We start from the raw sequence: 15651 nt of genomic DNA, 5'->3' as shown, positions 1-15651 counted from the left end.
TCTTCACCTCTCCAACCAATATCCAAAGGAACCAACAATGAAGTTCTCCTCAGCACGCAAGACTGCGGCCGTCACCGTTTCACTCGGCCTCCTCCTGGGCGCCACGGCCTGCAACCGGGGCGACGACGCCGCCGCTTCGGGCGGAACCGTCACCCTGGCCGTGTCCACCCTGAACAACCCGTTCTTCGTCGAACTGCGCGACGGCGCGCAGACCGCGGCCGAAGCCGCCGGCCTGGAGCTCGATGTCCTGGACGCGCAGAACGACTCGGCCACCCAGACCAACCAGCTGGCCACCGCCGCGACTTCCGGCACGGAGGGAGTCATCATCAACCCGGTCGATTCCGACGCCGCTGCCGCTTCCGTGAGCCCCCTGCTGGCCAACGAAACTCCGATTGTTGCCGTGGACCGCACGGTGAACGGCGCGGACGTGCAGTCCCTGGTCTCCAGCGACAACGAGGCCGGCGGACGCCAGGCGGCAGACGAACTGGCCAAGGCGATGGGCGGGGAGGGCGAAATCATCATCCTGCAGGGTGTTGCCGGAACATCGGCCAGCCGTGACCGCGGCGCCGGTTTCACTGAAGGGCTCAAGGCTTACCCGGGCATCAAGATCGCAGCACAGCAGACGGCCAACTTTGACCGGGCCGAGGCCCTGAACGTTGCCACCAACCTGCTGCAGGCACACCCCGGCGTGACCGGCGTCTTCGCAGAAAATGATGAAATGGCACTGGGCGCCATCCAGTCGCTCGGCAGCCGGGCCGGCGCCGAGGTCAGCGTGGTGGGCTTCGACGGCACCGAGGGCGGATTCGCCGCCATCAAGGACGGCACGCTCAGGGCCACCATTGCCCAGCAGCCCGCCGAGCTCGGCAAGCGCTCGGTTGAGGTCCTGGCCCAGCTTCTTGACGGCGAGACCGTGGAAAAGACCATTCCCGTTCCGGTCACCACCGTGAACACCGAGAACCTGGCCGACTTCGCCTCATGAAAAAGACCGGTATCCTCAACGCACCCCTGAACGCTGCAATTGCCCGTCTGGGGCACGGGCACCTGGTCGCGATTGCCGACTGCGGCCTGCCCGTCCCGGACGGGGTTCAAACAGTGGACCTGGCGCTGGTGAAGGGCATTCCGTCGTTTGCGCAGGTGCTGACCGCAGTGCTGGCCGATGTAGAGGTTGAAGGAGCCGTCATGGCTGCGGAAGCCGCGGGCACCGGCGTCGAGCGGGTGCTTGCGGATGCCGGGCTGGAGCCGGAAACGGTGAGCCATGAGGAGTTCAAGGCCCTTCTTCCGTCCGTACGGCTGATCGTGCGGACGGGAGAAGCCACGCCCTTTGCCAACGTCCTGCTGCGCAGCGGCGTCACGTTCTAACCTGCGGCCCGTCTCCAGTGCAAGAGGCGGGAGCGCGTAGTGTGATGAGCGTTACAAGGACGTAACCCTAAACCCTTATGTTTGACTCATTATTCAACTAGCTTTTCTTCTAATCAGGAACACCTGGTAAGCATCAAAGGCCTCCGCCTTTCGATCGGGGAGAAAAATCTATGACTTCACTACGCACCACGGGCCGTCCCGGCCTGGATGGATACAACCGGGCGGCCAAGATCGCGGCGCTGGGGCTTGGGCTGGCACTGTTCGCGACCGGCTGCAGCGGGGGAGACTCGGGGTCAGACTCATCTGAATCGGCGGCGCCGGCAACCTCGTCCGCTGACGCGGCCGCCGCAGGGGGCGTCACCTGCCCCGAAAACGAAGGCGGCAAGGGCGAGGATCCCGGAGCCAAGGGTGACCCCGCAGCTGTCCCCGCCTCCACCGGCACCACCGACGTCCCGCTGAAGATCGGCACCCTGCTGCCCACCACGGGAGAGCTTGCCTTCCTGGGCCCGCCGGAAATTGCGGGCACCAACCTCGCCGTTGAGGAAATCAACACGGCGGGCGGTGTCCTCGGCAAGCCGGTGGAGATCATCCACCGCGACTCCGGTGACACGCAGACGGATATTGCCACCCAGTCGGTCACGAACCTGCTCAGCCAGGACGTCAGCGCCATCATCGGTGCCGCTTCCTCCGGCGTCTCCAAAACCGTCATTGGCCAGATCACCGGAGCGGGCGTCATCCAGTTCTCGCCGGCCAACACGTCTCCGGACTTTACAACCTGGGACGACAACGGCCTGTACTGGCGCACCGCTCCCTCGGACGTGCTGCAGGGCCGGACACTGGGCAACTACATCATGAGCTGCGGCGCACAGACCGTGGGCATGATCGTCCTGAACGATGCCTACGGCACCGGTCTGCAGAGCAACGTCAAGAGCTCCGTTGAGGCAGCCGGCGGCCAGGTTATTGCGGAGGAAATGTTCAACGAGGGTGACTCGCAGTTCAGCAGCCAGGTTGACGCCGTGGCTGCGGCTGATCCTGATGCCATTGTGATCATCAGCTTCCAGCAGGCCACCAGCATTGTTCCGCTCCTGGCGGCCAAGGGTGTTGACCCCACGCAGATGTTCTTTGTGGACGGCAACACCTCGGACTTCAGCGACGACCTTGATCCGGGAACCCTGGAAGGCGCCCAGGGAACCATCCCGGGCCCGTTCGCTTCGGACAATTTCAAGGAATCCCTGCTGGCGATTGATCCGTCCCTGAAGGACTGGTCCTACGCCGGGGAAAGCTACGACGCCGTCACCATGACGGCGCTGGCTGCTGAAGCTGCGGGCAGCACCGACGGTAAAGCCATTGCGGCCGAGCTGCAGGGCGTCTCCTCCGAGGGCGAGAAGTGCTTCGACTTCGCCGGCTGTGTCACGATCCTGCGGGGCGGCGGTGACATCGACTACGACGGCTACTCCGGCCCCGTGACCTTCGATGAAAACGGCGACCCCACCGAGGCGTACATCGGCATCTACCAGTTCGACGCCGACAACAAGCCGGTGCCGAGCCGCTCCGAAGAGGGCAAGCTCTAAAGATCCACTCAGCACCACATAAAGCAACCCCCGCCGGTTTCGGCGGGGGTTGCTTTATCTTTGCGGAGCAGCGTCCGTGTGGAGCAGCGTCCTTATGGATCAGCCTCTCCCTTACGGATCAGACCGTTGCGGCGGCGTGGCTCAGGCGGTGTCCGCGAGGGTTCCCAAGTACAGCTGGATGACCTTGGGATCCTTCATCAACTCCCGACCGGTTCCGGTGTACGCGTCCTTGCCCTGGTCCAGGACATACGCGCGGTCACAGATCTGCAGGCACCGGCGTGCATTCTGTTCCACCATGATCACCGAGACGCCGGCCCGGTTGATCTCATGAACCCGGAGGAACGCCTCATCCTGCTTGACGGGGGAGAGCCCGGCCGACGGCTCATCCAGCAGCAGTACTGCCGGCTCCATCATGAGCGCGCGGCCCATGGCCACCATCTGCCGTTCGCCGCCGGAGAGGGAACCGGCACGCTGCGAACGCCGCTGACGCAGTTCGGGGAACACGGTCGAGACAAAATCGAAACGCTCCACAAAACGCTTCGGCGCCTGGTAGAGGCCCATCTGCAGGTTCTCTTCAATGGTGAGGGACGGAAACACGTTGTTGTTCTGAGGCACGAATCCCACACCCCGACTGACCAGTTTGTTGGCCTTGAGCCCGGTAATGTCCTGGCCCCGGACCACCACCGTGCCCGAGTGCACCTTTACCAGGCCGAACATGGCTTTGAGCAGGGTCGACTTGCCGGCGCCGTTGGGCCCGATGATTCCGATCAGCTCACCGCGGCGGGCCTCAATGCTGCACCCGTTCAGGATGTTCACTCCCGGGATATAGCCGGCCACCAAATCGGTGACCTTGACGACGGATTCGCCGTCGAACGCTTCGGCGCTCATGCCTGGTCCTTCCGTTCGTCAATTCGCCTGCCGACAACGCCGTCAGGCTCGGTTCCCACAGAAGATTCGGGGTCGTGTTCCAATTCCGCCTCCAGTTTTTCGAAGCCTTCGGAGTCGCCCAGATCCACGTCGTGGTGTGCGCCCAGGTAGGCGTCGATCACGGCCTGGTCCTTCATGACCTCGCCGGGCGGGCCCTCTGCCACCACCTTTCCTTCGGCCATGACAATCACCCAGTCGGCGATGTGGCGGACCATGTGCATGTCGTGCTCCACAAAGAGGACGGTCATGCCCTCGGCCTTGAGGTTCTTGATGTGGTCCAGCAGCGACTGCGTCAGCGCCGGGTTTACCCCGGCCATGGGCTCATCCAGCATCACAAGTTTTGGCTGGACCATCAGGGCCCGGGCCATTTCCAGCAGCTTGCGCTGGCCGCCGGAGAGCGATGCAGCGTAGTCGCTGCGCTTGGTGTCCAGCTTGAACTTGGTCAGCAGCACGTCCGCCTGCGCGGTGATTTCGCGCTCCCGGCCGCGCCAAAGCGGCGGCAGGAAAGCACGCCAGAGCGATTCCCCGGGCTGTGAAGCGGCGCCCAGGCGCATGTTTTCTATAACGGTGAGCTTGCCCATGACCTTGGTCAGCTGGAACGTGCGGACCATACCCAGCCGTGCCACCTTGTAGGCGGAGACTCCGGCCAGGTCCCGGCCCTCAAACTGCCAGTCTCCGGTCTGCGGTGTGTCGAACCCGGTGAGCAGATTGAACAGGGTTGTCTTACCGGCACCGTTGGGGCCAATCAGGGCGGTGATCTTGTTCCGCGGAACTTCCACGTGGGCCACGTCCACGGCGTTGATCCCGCCGTAGGCCCGGGTGACGTTCCGCGCCACCAGGATGGGATCACGCTTGCGGCACCCCGGTTCGATGGTGCCCTCGGCTATGGGACGGGAATCGGACATGTATTCGTTGGCAGCCAGCGACTCCGCGGCGGCCGCCTCAGCGGTGCCGGCAGCACCGGCATCGTGTGCGGAGGCCGGTGCGGGTTCCGCAGCGTGAGCGCCCCTGGGCCGAAGCCCGTTTCCCGGTTCGTTTGCCTGATGACTCATGCGAACGCCAGCTCCTTCTTATTGCCCAGGATGCCCTGGGGCCTGAAGATCATTAGCAGCATCAGTGCCACACCCACAAGGATGTAGCGAACCTGGCCTGCCTGGGAAGTGTCAATGAACGTGATGTAGCCGGCCTCGATGGCTCCGTAGAGCAGGCCCTGAGTCAGGGACAGCAGGACCCAGAACAACATGGCTCCGATCACGGGGCCCAGCACCGTGGACATGCCTCCCAGCAACAGCGCGGTATAGAGGTAGAAGGTCAGCTCGGTCCCGTAGTTGGCCGGCTGCACCGCGTCGCGGGGGAGGGTGAAGACGATGCCGGCAATGGAACCCAGCAATCCGCCGAGGATCAGGGCCTGCATCTTGTAGGCATACACGTTCTTGCCCAGGGCACGCACGGCGTTCTCATCCTCGCGGATTCCCTTGACCACGCGGCCCCACGGGCTGCGGATCAGCATCCACACCAGCAGGCAGGCGATGATCACCAGTGCCCAGGCGACGATCCGGACCCAGACATCGCGTTCATTCATGCCAAACGGCCCCAAGTTGTAGCTGCCCGGCGGAATCGGGTTCAGGGCGTAGAAATCGCCGGTGAACGCTGCCAGCCCGTTGGCTGACCCGGTGACCGCCGTCATGCTGTTGGTGGTCACGATGTAACGGATGATTTCTGCGGCGGCAATCGTCACGATGGCCAGGTAATCGGCCCGCAGCCGCAGGGTTGGTATGCCCAGGATCACGGCGAAGAGGGCGGACGTCGCTAAGGCGATCAGCACGGCAACCGGCAGCGGTGCATTAAAGGACAGGATGGGAATGGCGAACCCGTAGGCGCCAACTGCCATGAATCCGGCCTGGCCGAAGTTGAGCAGGCCCGTGTAGCCAAAATGCACTGCCAGACCTAGGGCCGCCAATGCATAGGCGGCCGTGGTGGGGCTGATGATTTCGTTGAGAGCCCCCAGGAAAATATTTGCAAAGTCCATCGGTGCTAAGCCCCTAACCTATGCGCTCGCGGCGGCCGAGGATTCCCTGCGGCCGGACGAGGAGGACAAGAATCATGATGACCAGGGCACCCACATACTTAAGGTCCGCATCCAGCCAGATTGTGGAAATCTCCACGAAGAGCCCAACAATGATGGAGCCGATCAATGCTCCGAACACCGTGCCGAGCCCGCCCAGCGTGACGCCGGCGAAGATCAGCAGCAGGATTTGCTGGCCCATGTTGAAGGAGACGCCCGGCCGGTAGTAGGCCCAAAGGATGCCGCCCATCGCCGCCAGGGCTCCGCCGGTGACCCACACGAGGCGGATGACTCGGTCCACGTCGATGCCGGAAGCTGCGGCCAGGGACGGATTGTCCGAGACAGCCCGCGTTGCCTTGCCGATTCGGGTGCGCAGCAGAAGCACGGCGATGATCAGGATGACGGCCAGGCTCACGAACAGGGAGATCAGGGTGTTGCGCGGAATGGACACCGGACCGAGCTCCAGGGTGGGGCTTTGGGCTCCGGGCAGCTGCTGCATGGCGCCGCCGAAGAAAAACAGCACCGTGTAGCGGATGGCCACGGCCAGGCCGATGCTCACGATCATCATGGGCACCAGGCCGGTGCCGCGCCGGCGCAGCGGTTTCCAGAGCACTCCGTCCTGCAGATATCCGAACGCCGCCCCGCCTGCCACGGCAAGCGGCAGCGCAATCCAGGCAGAAAGGCCCAGTGCCGCGAACCCGAAGGCCAGGACCGCGCCCAGGGTGACCATCTCGCCGTGGGCAAAGTTGGTCAGGCCCGTGGTGCCGAAGATGAGCGACAGTCCCACGGCGCTTAGCGCCAGGAGCAGCCCGAAACTCAGGCCTGCCACGGCGCGCTCGCCCAGTGTGGAAAGGAAGCTGTCCTGTTGCAGGACAATGCCTTCGCCGAGCAGGAACAGCGTGGTGATGTTGGAGGTGCCGGCAAAGGTGACGGTGCGCGGGTTCTGCTGGTTTTCCGCCAGTGCCACTCCCTCCGGCAGCGTGGATTCGTCCAGCTCGACTTCGAAGGCGCCCTGTTCCGGAACACCGATGGACCAGGACCCGTTGGCGGCGGTCCGTACTTCGCCCTCAAAGCCGTTCCCCGTCGCAGTGATCCGGACGCCTTCCACGGGTACTCCCGCGTTGCGGACCACGCCGCTGATCCGGTCGGTGAATTCAGCGCCGTCCGTTGCGCCGTCGGTGGCCGGGGTCTGCGCGGGGGACGAGGCACCGTTCGAGGCGGACGGGGCCGGTGTTGCTGTTGTTGCCTGAGCGGCAGGAGCAGCGAGCAGCAGTGCAGCGAACATCGCCGCCACCGCCGCCAGCATCCCCAGATACCTGGTCAGCGCCGATGTTCTTAGCAAATTCCAAAACCTCCACGCCAAGCCCGTGTGCATCAATCAAAGTGATGCCTAGGCGAATTCACATGTGACATTTGTCACTGATTGGGGATCATGCTACCGACAGATTGTTTCCGGCAGTGACGTTTGCCTCCGGGCGAATGTCGCGATCAGGTAACGACTTCCCGGTGCGGACGCAGACGCCAGTACCAAGCGCCCGGAAAGGGCCGGGTATGCGGAACTGTTACCGCATCTCACCTCCCGCCAAGGAATCTTCAGTGGGGGTTACCCGTTGACATTGGTAGGCTCTAGGTAAACGGCCCCCCAGATGGAGGACATTTCATGGCAGTTGGCGGCAATCCGGTCTTTAACGGAAAGAATTTCAATACCCAGGTTCGAGGCAACGGAATGAACCGCGGTTCCGTGGCCACTCAAAGCTCGGGACAGATGACTCCGCAGCAGCTGCAGGAGCTGTACACGGCTCCGTCAGCAGGCCCCAGCCAGACGGGTCGGATGACGTACGACGACGTCATCATGAAGACTCTCGCCTGCCTGGCGGTGGTGCTGGTTGGTGCTGCTATCCCAATGCTGGTGCTGCAGAGCGCTGCCGCACCGCTGATGATCATCGGCGCACTGGGCGGATTTGTCCTCGGACTGGTGAACTCGTTCAAGCGCGAACCGTCTCCGGCACTCATTCTGGCGTACGCCGCCCTTGAGGGGATGTTCCTCGGCGGCCTGACCCTGGTCCTGGACAACCTCTACCCGGGAATCGGCCTCCAAGCAGTCCTGGGTACGCTCTCAGTCTTTGCCGTCACCCTGGTGCTCTTTAAGAGCGGCAAGGTCCGCGCAACGCCCAAGGCCATGCGGTTCTTCATGATCGCCATGATCGGCTACGCGGTCTTCTCGCTTGTCAACGTGGGCATGATGATCTTCGGTGCAACTGACACCATGTTCGGCATGCGCGACTCGGTCACCATCATGGGCATTCCCCTGGGCGTCCTGATTGGACTGCTCGCCGTAGGCCTGGCTGCCTTCTCCCTGATCGTGGACTTCACGTCCATCGAGCAGGGCGTGCAGGCCGGCGCACCGGTGCGCTATTCCTGGACGGCCGCTTTCGGCCTGACCGTGACCCTGGTCTGGCTGTACGTGGAAATCCTGCGGATTCTCGCGATTCTCCGCGGCGACGACTAACTCCGGCTGCTCCGGATTCTTCCGGAGGCAAGCCCCAAGAGGCCAGCAGGCATTCGTGCCTGCTGGCCTCTTTGTTGTGGACAGCGGTCTTTCCTCCCGCGAGGGAGGAAAGACCGCTGTCACTCTGTGCACCCCAGCCACCGGCCCGTACCATCTGGCGGAGCCGAAACATTCGGCCGACGAAGGGGGCGCACGTTGGGGGAGCAGGGAACGGAACCATACTGGTCAGACTTGTCACCGGTCCGCCTGCAGGCGCTGCTGCTGGATCACCGGGACCTGCAAGAGTTCCTGGCGGCGCTGGCCGGTGAGTTTGCTGACTGCCTGGCCCGGTGGCACGTCGCCGGAGCCGCCCTGACCGTGGTTCGTCCGCGCCGGCAGGTGGCGCATGCGGGCAGCGCACCCCGCTTTGCAGCATCGGCTCCACGGCAGACCGAGCTGGAACCGGCTTTTGGTGTACTGGCCACCGGGCTGCCTGTGGTGGTGCGCCACCTGGACCCCCGTCCTGCACGTACCGGCGGCGTCAACCCCCTGCTGCCCGACGGCACGGCCGCCTTTGCCTCCGTTCCGATGCCGGTGGAGAAACCGGCAGGAGCGGTACTCAGCGTGTATTCGTTCCGACCCGGAGCCTTTGATCCGGAAGCTGTGCGCGCCGTGGAGCGGGCGGCGGGGGACGCCGCGGCTTCACTGACGCTTGCCCTCCGGGCGGATGCGCAGGCACACCGGGCCGCCAACCTGCAGGCCGCGCTGGAATCGCGGACCGTGGTGGACCTTGCAGCCGGCATCATCATGGGCCAGAACAACTGCAGCCAGCAGAGTGCCGTGGATATCCTGCGCAGTGTTTCCAACAGCCGCAACGTCAAGGTCCGCGAGGTCGCCGCCGGCGTGGTGGCAGTAGTCTCGGACCGGGTCAACACGCACTTCGAGGAGTGAGCGGCTGTACGCTGGAGTGATGAGCGCTACACCCGCGGTCCCGGGTACCCACCCCGCCACCGGCAGCCAGTACCAGATTGCGCGTTCCACGTCCCGCGGCAGGGCGGAAGCCCGCATCGCCTCCCTCGCCGGGGCCCTCCGCAGCTATTCGGTGGCCGGCACCGATTATGCGGAGACCTATCCGGACGACTCGCTGCCGCCGTCGGCCTGCGGCATTCTGCTGGCGCCCTGGCCCAACCGGGTGGCAGACGGGAAATGGGTGCTGGACGGAAAGCTCCAGCAGCTGGACATTACGGAGCCCGCCACCGGCAACGCGAGCCACGGGCTGCTCCGGAACACCGGCTACCAGCGCATTGACGACGGCGGTCAAGTTGCCGGCAGCGTGACGCTTCGCGCCGAAATATTTCCCCAGCACGGGTATCCGTTCCACCTTCTCCACGAGGTCACCTACAGCCTGGACGACGACGGCGGCCTCCGCGTGCGTCAAAGCCTCACCAACGTGGGGGAGAGCCGGGCACCGTTTGCCCTTGGCGCCCATCCCTTCCTCCGGATCGGATCGGTCCCGGCGGAGGAGCTGGAGCTCACCGTCTCCGGCGACACCCGGCTGACCTCCAATGAACGCCTCATTCCGGTGGGAAGCGAGCCGGTGTCCGGGGACTTCGACTTCAGGGCCGGCCGCACCATCGGGAACCGTGACCTGGACAGCGCGTACACCGGCCTTACGCTCGACGGCGGAGAATACCGGCACCGGCTGGCTGCTCCGGACGGCAGGACCGTCACGCTGTGGGGCGGACCCGAGTTCGGTTATGTCCATGTTTTCCTCACCGACAAAATCCCCGGCCGCAGCCGCGCAGTGGCGCTGGAACCCATGACGGCGCCGGCCAACGCCCTGAACTCCGGGGAAGGACTGTGCTGGCTCGAGCCGGAAAGCACCTTCGCCGCGGAGTGGGGGATCCGGCCCGGATTTCCGGGCTAAGCCCCGGACGTAACGGTGGAAACTGCAGCCATCGAGTGTGGAAAGATGAGCCCATGAGACCTCATGCGCGCCGCATTGTCGCGCCCAAAGCGGTGCAGGCTGCGGCCGTCCGCTCCAGCCGGAGCAACGACGACGTCCCCTTTGCGCTGCGCGTCAGCGCAGCCTGGGCCTGGCGCCTGGGCGTAGTGCTGATTGTGGCCGCCGGACTCGTCTGGATTCTGCGGAACTTCTCGCTGCTGATCATCCCGCTGATGATTGCCGCGCTGCTGGCCGGCCTGCTCTCTCCCGTGACCACCTGGCTGCGCCGCAACAAGGTGCCCGGCGGACTGGCAGTGGCCGTCACGATTGTCACCTTCCTGGGCGTGATCGTGGCCGCCCTGACACTGGTGGGCCGGCAGCTCGCCCTGGGCTTCCGGGACCTCTGGGGCGAGACGCTGTCCGGGGTGGCGCAGGTCCAGGACTGGCTTGCCTCCGGGCCGCTGCAGATTACCAACAGCCAGATGGACAACCTGGTGCAGGAAGCGACGAACGCCCTGCAGTCGAATTCCGGCAATATCCTCTCGGGTGCCCTGTCTGTGGGCACCGGAGCCGGGCACTTTGCCGCAGGAGTCCTGCTGACCCTGTTCGCCCTGGTGTTCTTCCTGCTGGACGGCCGCCGAATCTGGCGCTTCACCGCAGGCCTGCTGCCGCGGCGCGCCCGCCCCGGCGGCTACGGCGCAGGAATTCACGGCTGGGATTCCATGGTCAACTACGTCCGGGTGCAACTGCTGGTGGCGTTTATCGATGCCGTCGGAATTGGTGCCGGGGCCGCCATCATCGGTGTTCCGCTGGCACTGCCGCTGTCCGTCCTGGTGTTCCTGGGCTCCTTTGTGCCGCTGGTGGGCGCCTTTGTCACCGGCTTTGTTGCCGTGCTCCTGGCCCTGGTGGCCAACGGCTGGGTCAACGCGCTGATCATGCTCGGCATCGTGCTCCTGGTCCAGCAGCTGGAATCCCACATCCTGCAGCCGCTGATCATGGGACGGGCCGTTGCCCTGCACCCCCTGGCAGTGATCCTGGCGGTCACCGGCGGCACCCTTGCCGCGGGAATCCCGGGTGCGCTGTTCTCCGTACCGCTGCTGGCCATCCTGAATACCGTGGTGCGCTACATTGCGGCCCGGGGATGGGAACACGACCCGGCCCTGGCCCGGGACCAGGTCTTCGCTGCGCTGGGCGGAGCAACTCCGCGCACCGATGAACCCGAGGACGACTCCAAAGATGACGCCGACGAAGAGAAGCAACCGTGATTGATTTCCCCGAGCTGCCCGTGACCCTGGATGACATTGAGGCAGCAGCCAAGCTGCTGGACGGCGTCGTTGAACGCACGCCCATTGAAGTGTCCCGGGCGCTGGGCCGCCAAACCGGCTCCAATGTGTACTTCAAGTGCGAAAACCTTCAGCGCGCCGGGTCCTTTAAGGTCCGCGGAGCGTACGTCCGGATGGCCAAGCTCACGCCGTCGGAGCGGGACCGGGGAGTGGTGGCAGCCTCCGCCGGAAACCATGCGCAGGGCGTGGCGGTTGCCGCTGCGCGCCTGGGCATCAAAGCCCGGATCTTCATGCCGCTGGGAGTGGCGCTGCCAAAACTGGCCGCCACCCGCGGTCACGGCGCCGAAGTGGTGCTGCACGGACACAATGTGGACGAGGCTCTCGCGGAAGCCCAGCGCTATTCGGATGAGACCGGCGCCGTGTTTGTCCACCCGTTCGACAACGTGGACGTAGTGGCAGGGCAGGGAACCATCGGCCTGGAACTGCTGGACCAGATTCCGGACCTGGACACCGTCCTGATCGGGGTGGGCGGCGGCGGGCTGCTGGCCGGGGTTGCCGTTGCCATCAAGACCCGGGCGCGGGAACTGGGCCGCGAAGTCCGGATCATCGGCGTGCAGGCGGAAAATGCAGCCGCCTATCCGCCGTCGCTGGCCGCGGACGCCCTGGTGCCGCTGACCAAGGTGTCCACGATTGCCGACGGCATCGCCGTGGGCAGGCCCGGCCAGCTGCCCTTCTCCATCATCAGGGAGCTGGTGGATGACGTGGTGACCGTCAGCGAGGATGCGCTGGCACGGGCGCTGATTTTCCTGCTCGAGCGCTCAAAGATGGTGGTTGAACCGGCCGGTGCCGTAGGGGTGGCTGCCCTCATGGAAGGCAAAATCGACAACCCGGGGAACACCGCCGTCGTCCTCTCCGGAGGAAACATTGATCCGATGCTGATGCTCAAGGTGATCCAGCGCGGCCTCGCCGCCGCAGGACGGTATCTGGTGGTGCGGATGCTGCTGGATGACCGGCCCGGCTCGCTGGCCACCATTTCCCGGATCATCGCCGAATCCGACGCCAACGTCACCGGCGTGGACCACACCCGGGTTGGCGGCTCCATCAGCATGGGGGACGTGGCGATCACCATCAACATGGAAACCAAGGGGCATGAACACTGTGAGTTGGTGCTGAACAGGCTGCGCGGCGAAGGCTTCCAGCCGATCGTGCTGCACGGGTAGCCGGTGCTAGCCAAGCGGGCCAGGACCGCCCTTGCCGTTTCACTCGGACTCGCTGCCCTGGTGTGGCTCTGCTATTTCCTGGCCCTGGCCGTGGGGCCTGCCGCGCTGCGGGAGTTTGGCATCCTGCCGCGGCGGGTGGACGGGCTGGACGGGATACTGGCGGCCCCGCTGCTGCATGCCGGCGTCAACCACCTGCTGGGCAATACCCTGCCGCTGGTGGTCTTTTCCTTCCTGACCCTGCTGGAAGGGGTGCGCCGCTTCTGCGTGGTGCTGGCCTCGTCCTGGCTGGCATCGGGCCTGGGCGTGTGGCTCTTCGGCGGCGGCCTGACGGTGGGGATTTCCGGCGTCGTGTTTGGATTGTTCGCCTATCTGATGGCCCGCGGGATCTACAACCGGGACATTGTGCAGCTGCTGCTGGCCGGTGTCCTGTTCCTGATTTACGGATCCCTTCTGTGGGGAGTCCTGCCGGTGAACATCGGCGTTTCCTGGCAGGCGCACCTGTTCGGCGCTGCCGGCGGGGTGCTGGCAGCAGTGCTGCTGCGCCGGAACCGGCAGGGCCGCCGGACAAGCAAAAGCGGGCCCTCCCGATGGGAAGGCCCGCAGCAGTTCAGGGGAAATTAGCCGGCGTAGGGCTTCGCGGAAATGATTTCCACGGAGATGGCCTTGCCGTTCGGGGCGGTGTAGGTGGCGGAATCGCCGGCCTTCATGCCCTGGATGGCAGCGCCGAGCGGCGACTTTTCGCTGTAGACATTGATGTCCGAGTCGCCGGCAATCTCGCGGCTTCCCAGCAGGAACGTCTCAACGTCACCGGCAACCTTCGCCTCAACGAGCATGCCGGGTTCCACCACGCCGTCATCGGCCGGGGCTTCGCCCACGTGCGCCGTCTCCAGCAGCTGGGTGAGCTGGCGGATACGGGCCTCAGCCTTGCCCTGCTCTTCCTTGGCAGCGTGGTACCCGCCGTTTTCCTTCAAGTCGCCCTCGGACCGGGCCTGCTCGATGCGGGCAACAATTTCCGTGCGGCCGGGACCGGACAGGTGCTCCAGTTCAGCCTTCAGGCGGTCGTAAGACTCCTGAGTGAGCCAAGCGGCAGGTGCGCTGTTGGTAGACACGGATCTCTCCTTTTAGTGACGACCGGACCACAAGAACCGGTCCGGCAGGCTGATTTTGCTCGAAGCCCAGTGGCCTGACAAGCAAAGACCCCGCCGGACGGTGACCGGTAATGCGGTTGATCACCTAAGCGGGGCATAACGTAGGGTCCATACTAGTCAGCCAAACCGAATAACCCAAGAACCGGAAAAACCGGCTTCCCGGCGGTTGGCCGCCGCTGGGCGGCTTGAGCGGAAACTCAGGCGTCGTCGCCCAACAGCCAGCAGGCATTGACTCCGCCGGTGACGCCCAGGGAATCAGTACGGATTTCAAGGTGCTGGTTGGTGGTGGCGTCCTCAGCCGGTCCGATGGTGACCTGTTTCCAACCCACCACGGCATAGCTGTCATTCAGTACCTGAACGGCGCAGGACGCGCTGTCCTGCGGATCTTTGGTGACCTGGAAATCAACAGTGGCGTTTCCGGCATCGGTGATGCTGAACCCCACGTCCTTGAAGCTCACTTCCCCGCCGGGGGAGGGCATCGCCATGTAGGCCGCGGCACCGCATCCAAGCACCAGGGCGGCGCCGACGGCGGTGGCCTTGGCGCGGCGCGACAAACCCGGCTTGGGAGCTCCGTACCGATTGGCTAATCTTGTTGCGGACGGAAAACTATCGGGGGCCTGCCCGGGGGCTGGCTGCTTGTCAGGACCTTCCTCAGTGCTCACCGCTCTATTTTATCCGAGTTTCCCCGTCTGATTTCCGCTGACCATCTCAGGAGCTGCAACGTGTCGACCGCCTCATCGAATACTTCCCGCCGTCAGGAACCGCTGCGGCTGCTGGCCGTGCACGCCCATCCCGACGACGAAGCCAGCAAGGGTGCGGCCATGATGGCTTCTTACGCCGCACAGGGCGTGGAGGTGATGGTGGCAACCTGCACCGGCGGCGAACGCGGCAGCGTGCTGAATCCCGCCATGGAATCCAACGCCGCCGCCAAGCGGGACCTCGCCGGGCTTCGCCGCACGGAAATGGCCAGCGCCCGCCGTGAACTGGGCATTCAGCACCGCTGGCTGGGCTTCATGGACTCCGGCCTGCCGGAGGGGGATCCGCTGCCTGACCTGCCGTTTGGCTGCTTCGCCCTGGAGCCCCTGGAGCACGCTGCTGCCCCCTTGGTGAAGCTCGTGCGTGAATTCCGCCCGCACGTGATCATCAGCTACGACGAAAACGGCGGGTACCCGCATCCGGATCACATCATGGCCCATAAGGTGGCGGTGGAAGCCTTTAACGCCGCGGGGGACGCTGACCGCTACCCCGGGACCGGAGAGCCCTGGGAGCCGCTGAAGCTGTACTACGACCGCGCCTTCAATCCCGAACGGTTCACCGCGCTGCACCACGCCCTGGTGGACGCCGGCATGGACTCACCGTACGCAGAGCGCATTGCCGCCTGGCAGGAAGCCGACACGGAGGGACACCAGCCCCCCGCTCCCACGCATCCCACCACCACGCAGATTCAGTGCGGAGATTTCTTCGAAGCGCGGGACCGGGCACTGAAGAGCCACCGCACGCAGGTGGATCCGGAGGGATTCTTTTTTGCCGTGGACGCAGACACCCAGCGGAAGGTATGGCCCTGGGAAGACTATTCGCTGATCCAGTCCAAAGTGGAGACCGAGCTGCCTGAGACGGACCTGTTCGCTGGCATACGATAGAGGGC

At 64.8% G+C, this 15651-nt stretch carries 16 protein-coding genes; 10 read left to right on the top strand and 6 right to left on the bottom strand.

The window, feature by feature from the left end; translation table 11 throughout:
- Window positions 1-37: 37 nt before the first annotated feature.
- The 3 genes from ACIQXM_RS01750 to ACIQXM_RS01740 all read left to right on the top strand — a co-directional run bounded on the left by ACIQXM_RS01750 (window position 38) and on the right by ACIQXM_RS01740 (window position 2930).
- Window positions 38-979, top strand: a complete 942-nt coding sequence (locus ACIQXM_RS01750) for a substrate-binding domain-containing protein (RefSeq protein ID WP_400926684.1) — start codon at window positions 38-40, stop codon at window positions 977-979.
- Window positions 976-1359 carry a D-ribose pyranase gene (gene rbsD / locus ACIQXM_RS01745; protein ID WP_400926681.1) on the top strand — a complete coding sequence of 128 codons (384 nt, stop codon included), beginning with the start codon at window positions 976-978 and terminating at the stop codon, window positions 1357-1359. Before ACIQXM_RS01750 ends, rbsD begins: the two co-directional genes overlap by 4 nt.
- Window positions 1360-1529: 170 nt before the next feature.
- Window positions 1530-2930, top strand: a complete 1401-nt coding sequence (locus tag ACIQXM_RS01740) for an ABC transporter substrate-binding protein (protein ID WP_400926678.1) — start codon at window positions 1530-1532, stop codon at window positions 2928-2930.
- Between the two features lie 141 nt (window positions 2931-3071).
- On the opposite strand, the gene ACIQXM_RS01735 is transcribed toward ACIQXM_RS01740, so the two are convergent.
- The 4 genes from ACIQXM_RS01735 to ACIQXM_RS01720 all read right to left on the bottom strand — a co-directional run bounded on the left by ACIQXM_RS01735 (window position 3072) and on the right by ACIQXM_RS01720 (window position 7228).
- Window positions 3072-3818 (bottom strand): ABC transporter ATP-binding protein, encoded by a 747-nt coding sequence (locus ACIQXM_RS01735; RefSeq protein ID WP_400926675.1) that lies wholly within the window; start codon window positions 3816-3818, stop codon window positions 3072-3074.
- On the bottom strand, window positions 3815-4762 hold the full coding sequence (locus ACIQXM_RS01730; protein WP_400927715.1) for an ABC transporter ATP-binding protein: 948 nt from the start codon (window positions 4760-4762) through the stop codon (window positions 3815-3817). Before ACIQXM_RS01730 ends, ACIQXM_RS01735 begins: the two co-directional genes overlap by 4 nt.
- Before the next feature lie 143 nt (window positions 4763-4905).
- The gene (locus ACIQXM_RS01725; protein WP_400926672.1) at window positions 4906-5886 is read right to left on the bottom strand and encodes a branched-chain amino acid ABC transporter permease; all 981 of its coding nucleotides are present in this window, start codon (window positions 5884-5886) and stop codon (window positions 4906-4908) included.
- Window positions 5887-5899: 13 nt separating this feature from the next.
- Entirely contained in the window at window positions 5900-7228 is a 1329-nt protein-coding gene (locus ACIQXM_RS01720) for a branched-chain amino acid ABC transporter permease (RefSeq protein ID WP_400927712.1), read from the bottom strand.
- Window positions 7229-7582: 354 nt separating this feature from the next.
- Here ACIQXM_RS01720 and ACIQXM_RS01715 point away from each other — a divergent pair, with 354 nt between their 5' ends.
- From ACIQXM_RS01715 to ACIQXM_RS01690, 6 genes are all read left to right on the top strand, one after another.
- Window positions 7583-8431, top strand: a complete 849-nt coding sequence (locus ACIQXM_RS01715; protein WP_400926669.1) for a Bax inhibitor-1/YccA family protein — start codon at window positions 7583-7585, stop codon at window positions 8429-8431.
- 231 nt (window positions 8432-8662) lie between these two features.
- The gene (locus tag ACIQXM_RS01710) at window positions 8663-9361 is read left to right on the top strand and encodes a GAF and ANTAR domain-containing protein (protein ID WP_400926666.1); all 699 of its coding nucleotides are present in this window, start codon (window positions 8663-8665) and stop codon (window positions 9359-9361) included.
- A 19-nt stretch (window positions 9362-9380) separates the two neighbouring features.
- The gene (locus tag ACIQXM_RS01705; protein ID WP_400926663.1) at window positions 9381-10337 is read left to right on the top strand and encodes an aldose 1-epimerase family protein; all 957 of its coding nucleotides are present in this window, start codon (window positions 9381-9383) and stop codon (window positions 10335-10337) included.
- A gap of 53 nt (window positions 10338-10390) precedes the next feature.
- On the top strand, window positions 10391-11620 hold the full coding sequence (locus ACIQXM_RS01700; protein WP_400926660.1) for an AI-2E family transporter: 1230 nt from the start codon (window positions 10391-10393) through the stop codon (window positions 11618-11620).
- Window positions 11617-12858 carry a threonine ammonia-lyase gene (gene ilvA / locus ACIQXM_RS01695; protein WP_400926658.1) on the top strand — a complete coding sequence of 414 codons (1242 nt, stop codon included), beginning with the start codon at window positions 11617-11619 and terminating at the stop codon, window positions 12856-12858. Before ACIQXM_RS01700 ends, ilvA begins: the two co-directional genes overlap by 4 nt.
- Window positions 12859-12861: 3 nt before the next feature.
- Complete coding sequence (locus ACIQXM_RS01690; protein WP_400926655.1) at window positions 12862-13479, top strand: rhomboid family intramembrane serine protease; 618 nt, start codon at window positions 12862-12864, stop codon at window positions 13477-13479.
- Here ACIQXM_RS01690 and greA read toward each other — a convergent pair.
- Window positions 13476-13967 carry a transcription elongation factor GreA gene (gene greA / locus ACIQXM_RS01685; protein WP_400926652.1) on the bottom strand — a complete coding sequence of 164 codons (492 nt, stop codon included), beginning with the start codon at window positions 13965-13967 and terminating at the stop codon, window positions 13476-13478. The two genes, ACIQXM_RS01690 and greA, sit on opposite strands and share 4 nt — an antisense overlap.
- Window positions 13968-14203: 236 nt before the next feature.
- On the bottom strand, window positions 14204-14560 hold the full coding sequence (locus ACIQXM_RS01680) for a DUF4307 domain-containing protein (protein ID WP_400926649.1): 357 nt from the start codon (window positions 14558-14560) through the stop codon (window positions 14204-14206).
- A gap of 168 nt (window positions 14561-14728) precedes the next feature.
- On the opposite strand from ACIQXM_RS01680, the gene mca reads away from it, so the two are divergent.
- Window positions 14729-15646 carry a mycothiol conjugate amidase Mca gene (gene mca / locus ACIQXM_RS01675; RefSeq protein WP_400926646.1) on the top strand — a complete coding sequence of 306 codons (918 nt, stop codon included), beginning with the start codon at window positions 14729-14731 and terminating at the stop codon, window positions 15644-15646.
- Window positions 15647-15651: the final 5 nt, after the last annotated feature.

The sequence above is a fragment of the Arthrobacter sp. NPDC097144 genome, assembly GCF_044762205.1.
Taxonomy (GTDB): Bacteria; Actinomycetota; Actinomycetes; order Actinomycetales; family Micrococcaceae; genus Arthrobacter_B.
Note: the sequence above shows the minus strand (reverse complement) of the source record. Positions and strands in the feature narration are given on the sequence as shown.

Bases quoted from the DNA above. Each gene is read 5' to 3' on its own strand.
- ACIQXM_RS01750 (WP_400926684.1), top strand. From the start codon at position 38: ATGAAGTTCTCCTCAGCACGCAAGACTGCGGCCGTCACCGTTTCACTC.
- rbsD (WP_400926681.1), top strand. From the start codon at position 976: ATGAAAAAGACCGGTATCCTCAACGCACCCCTGAACGCTGCAATTGCC.
- ACIQXM_RS01740 (WP_400926678.1), top strand. From the start codon at position 1,530: ATGACTTCACTACGCACCACGGGCCGTCCCGGCCTGGATGGATACAAC.
- ACIQXM_RS01735 (WP_400926675.1), bottom strand. From the start codon at position 3,818: ATGAGCGCCGAAGCGTTCGACGGCGAATCCGTCGTCAAGGTCACCGAT.
- ACIQXM_RS01730 (WP_400927715.1), bottom strand. From the start codon at position 4,762: ATGTCCGATTCCCGTCCCATAGCCGAGGGCACCATCGAACCGGGGTGC.
- ACIQXM_RS01725 (WP_400926672.1), bottom strand. From the start codon at position 5,886: ATGGACTTTGCAAATATTTTCCTGGGGGCTCTCAACGAAATCATCAGC.
- ACIQXM_RS01720 (WP_400927712.1), bottom strand. From the start codon at position 7,228: ATGCTGGCGGCGGTGGCGGCGATGTTCGCTGCACTGCTGCTCGCTGCT.
- ACIQXM_RS01715 (WP_400926669.1), top strand. From the start codon at position 7,583: ATGGCAGTTGGCGGCAATCCGGTCTTTAACGGAAAGAATTTCAATACC.
- ACIQXM_RS01705 (WP_400926663.1), top strand. From the start codon at position 9,381: ATGAGCGCTACACCCGCGGTCCCGGGTACCCACCCCGCCACCGGCAGC.
- ACIQXM_RS01700 (WP_400926660.1), top strand. From the start codon at position 10,391: ATGAGACCTCATGCGCGCCGCATTGTCGCGCCCAAAGCGGTGCAGGCT.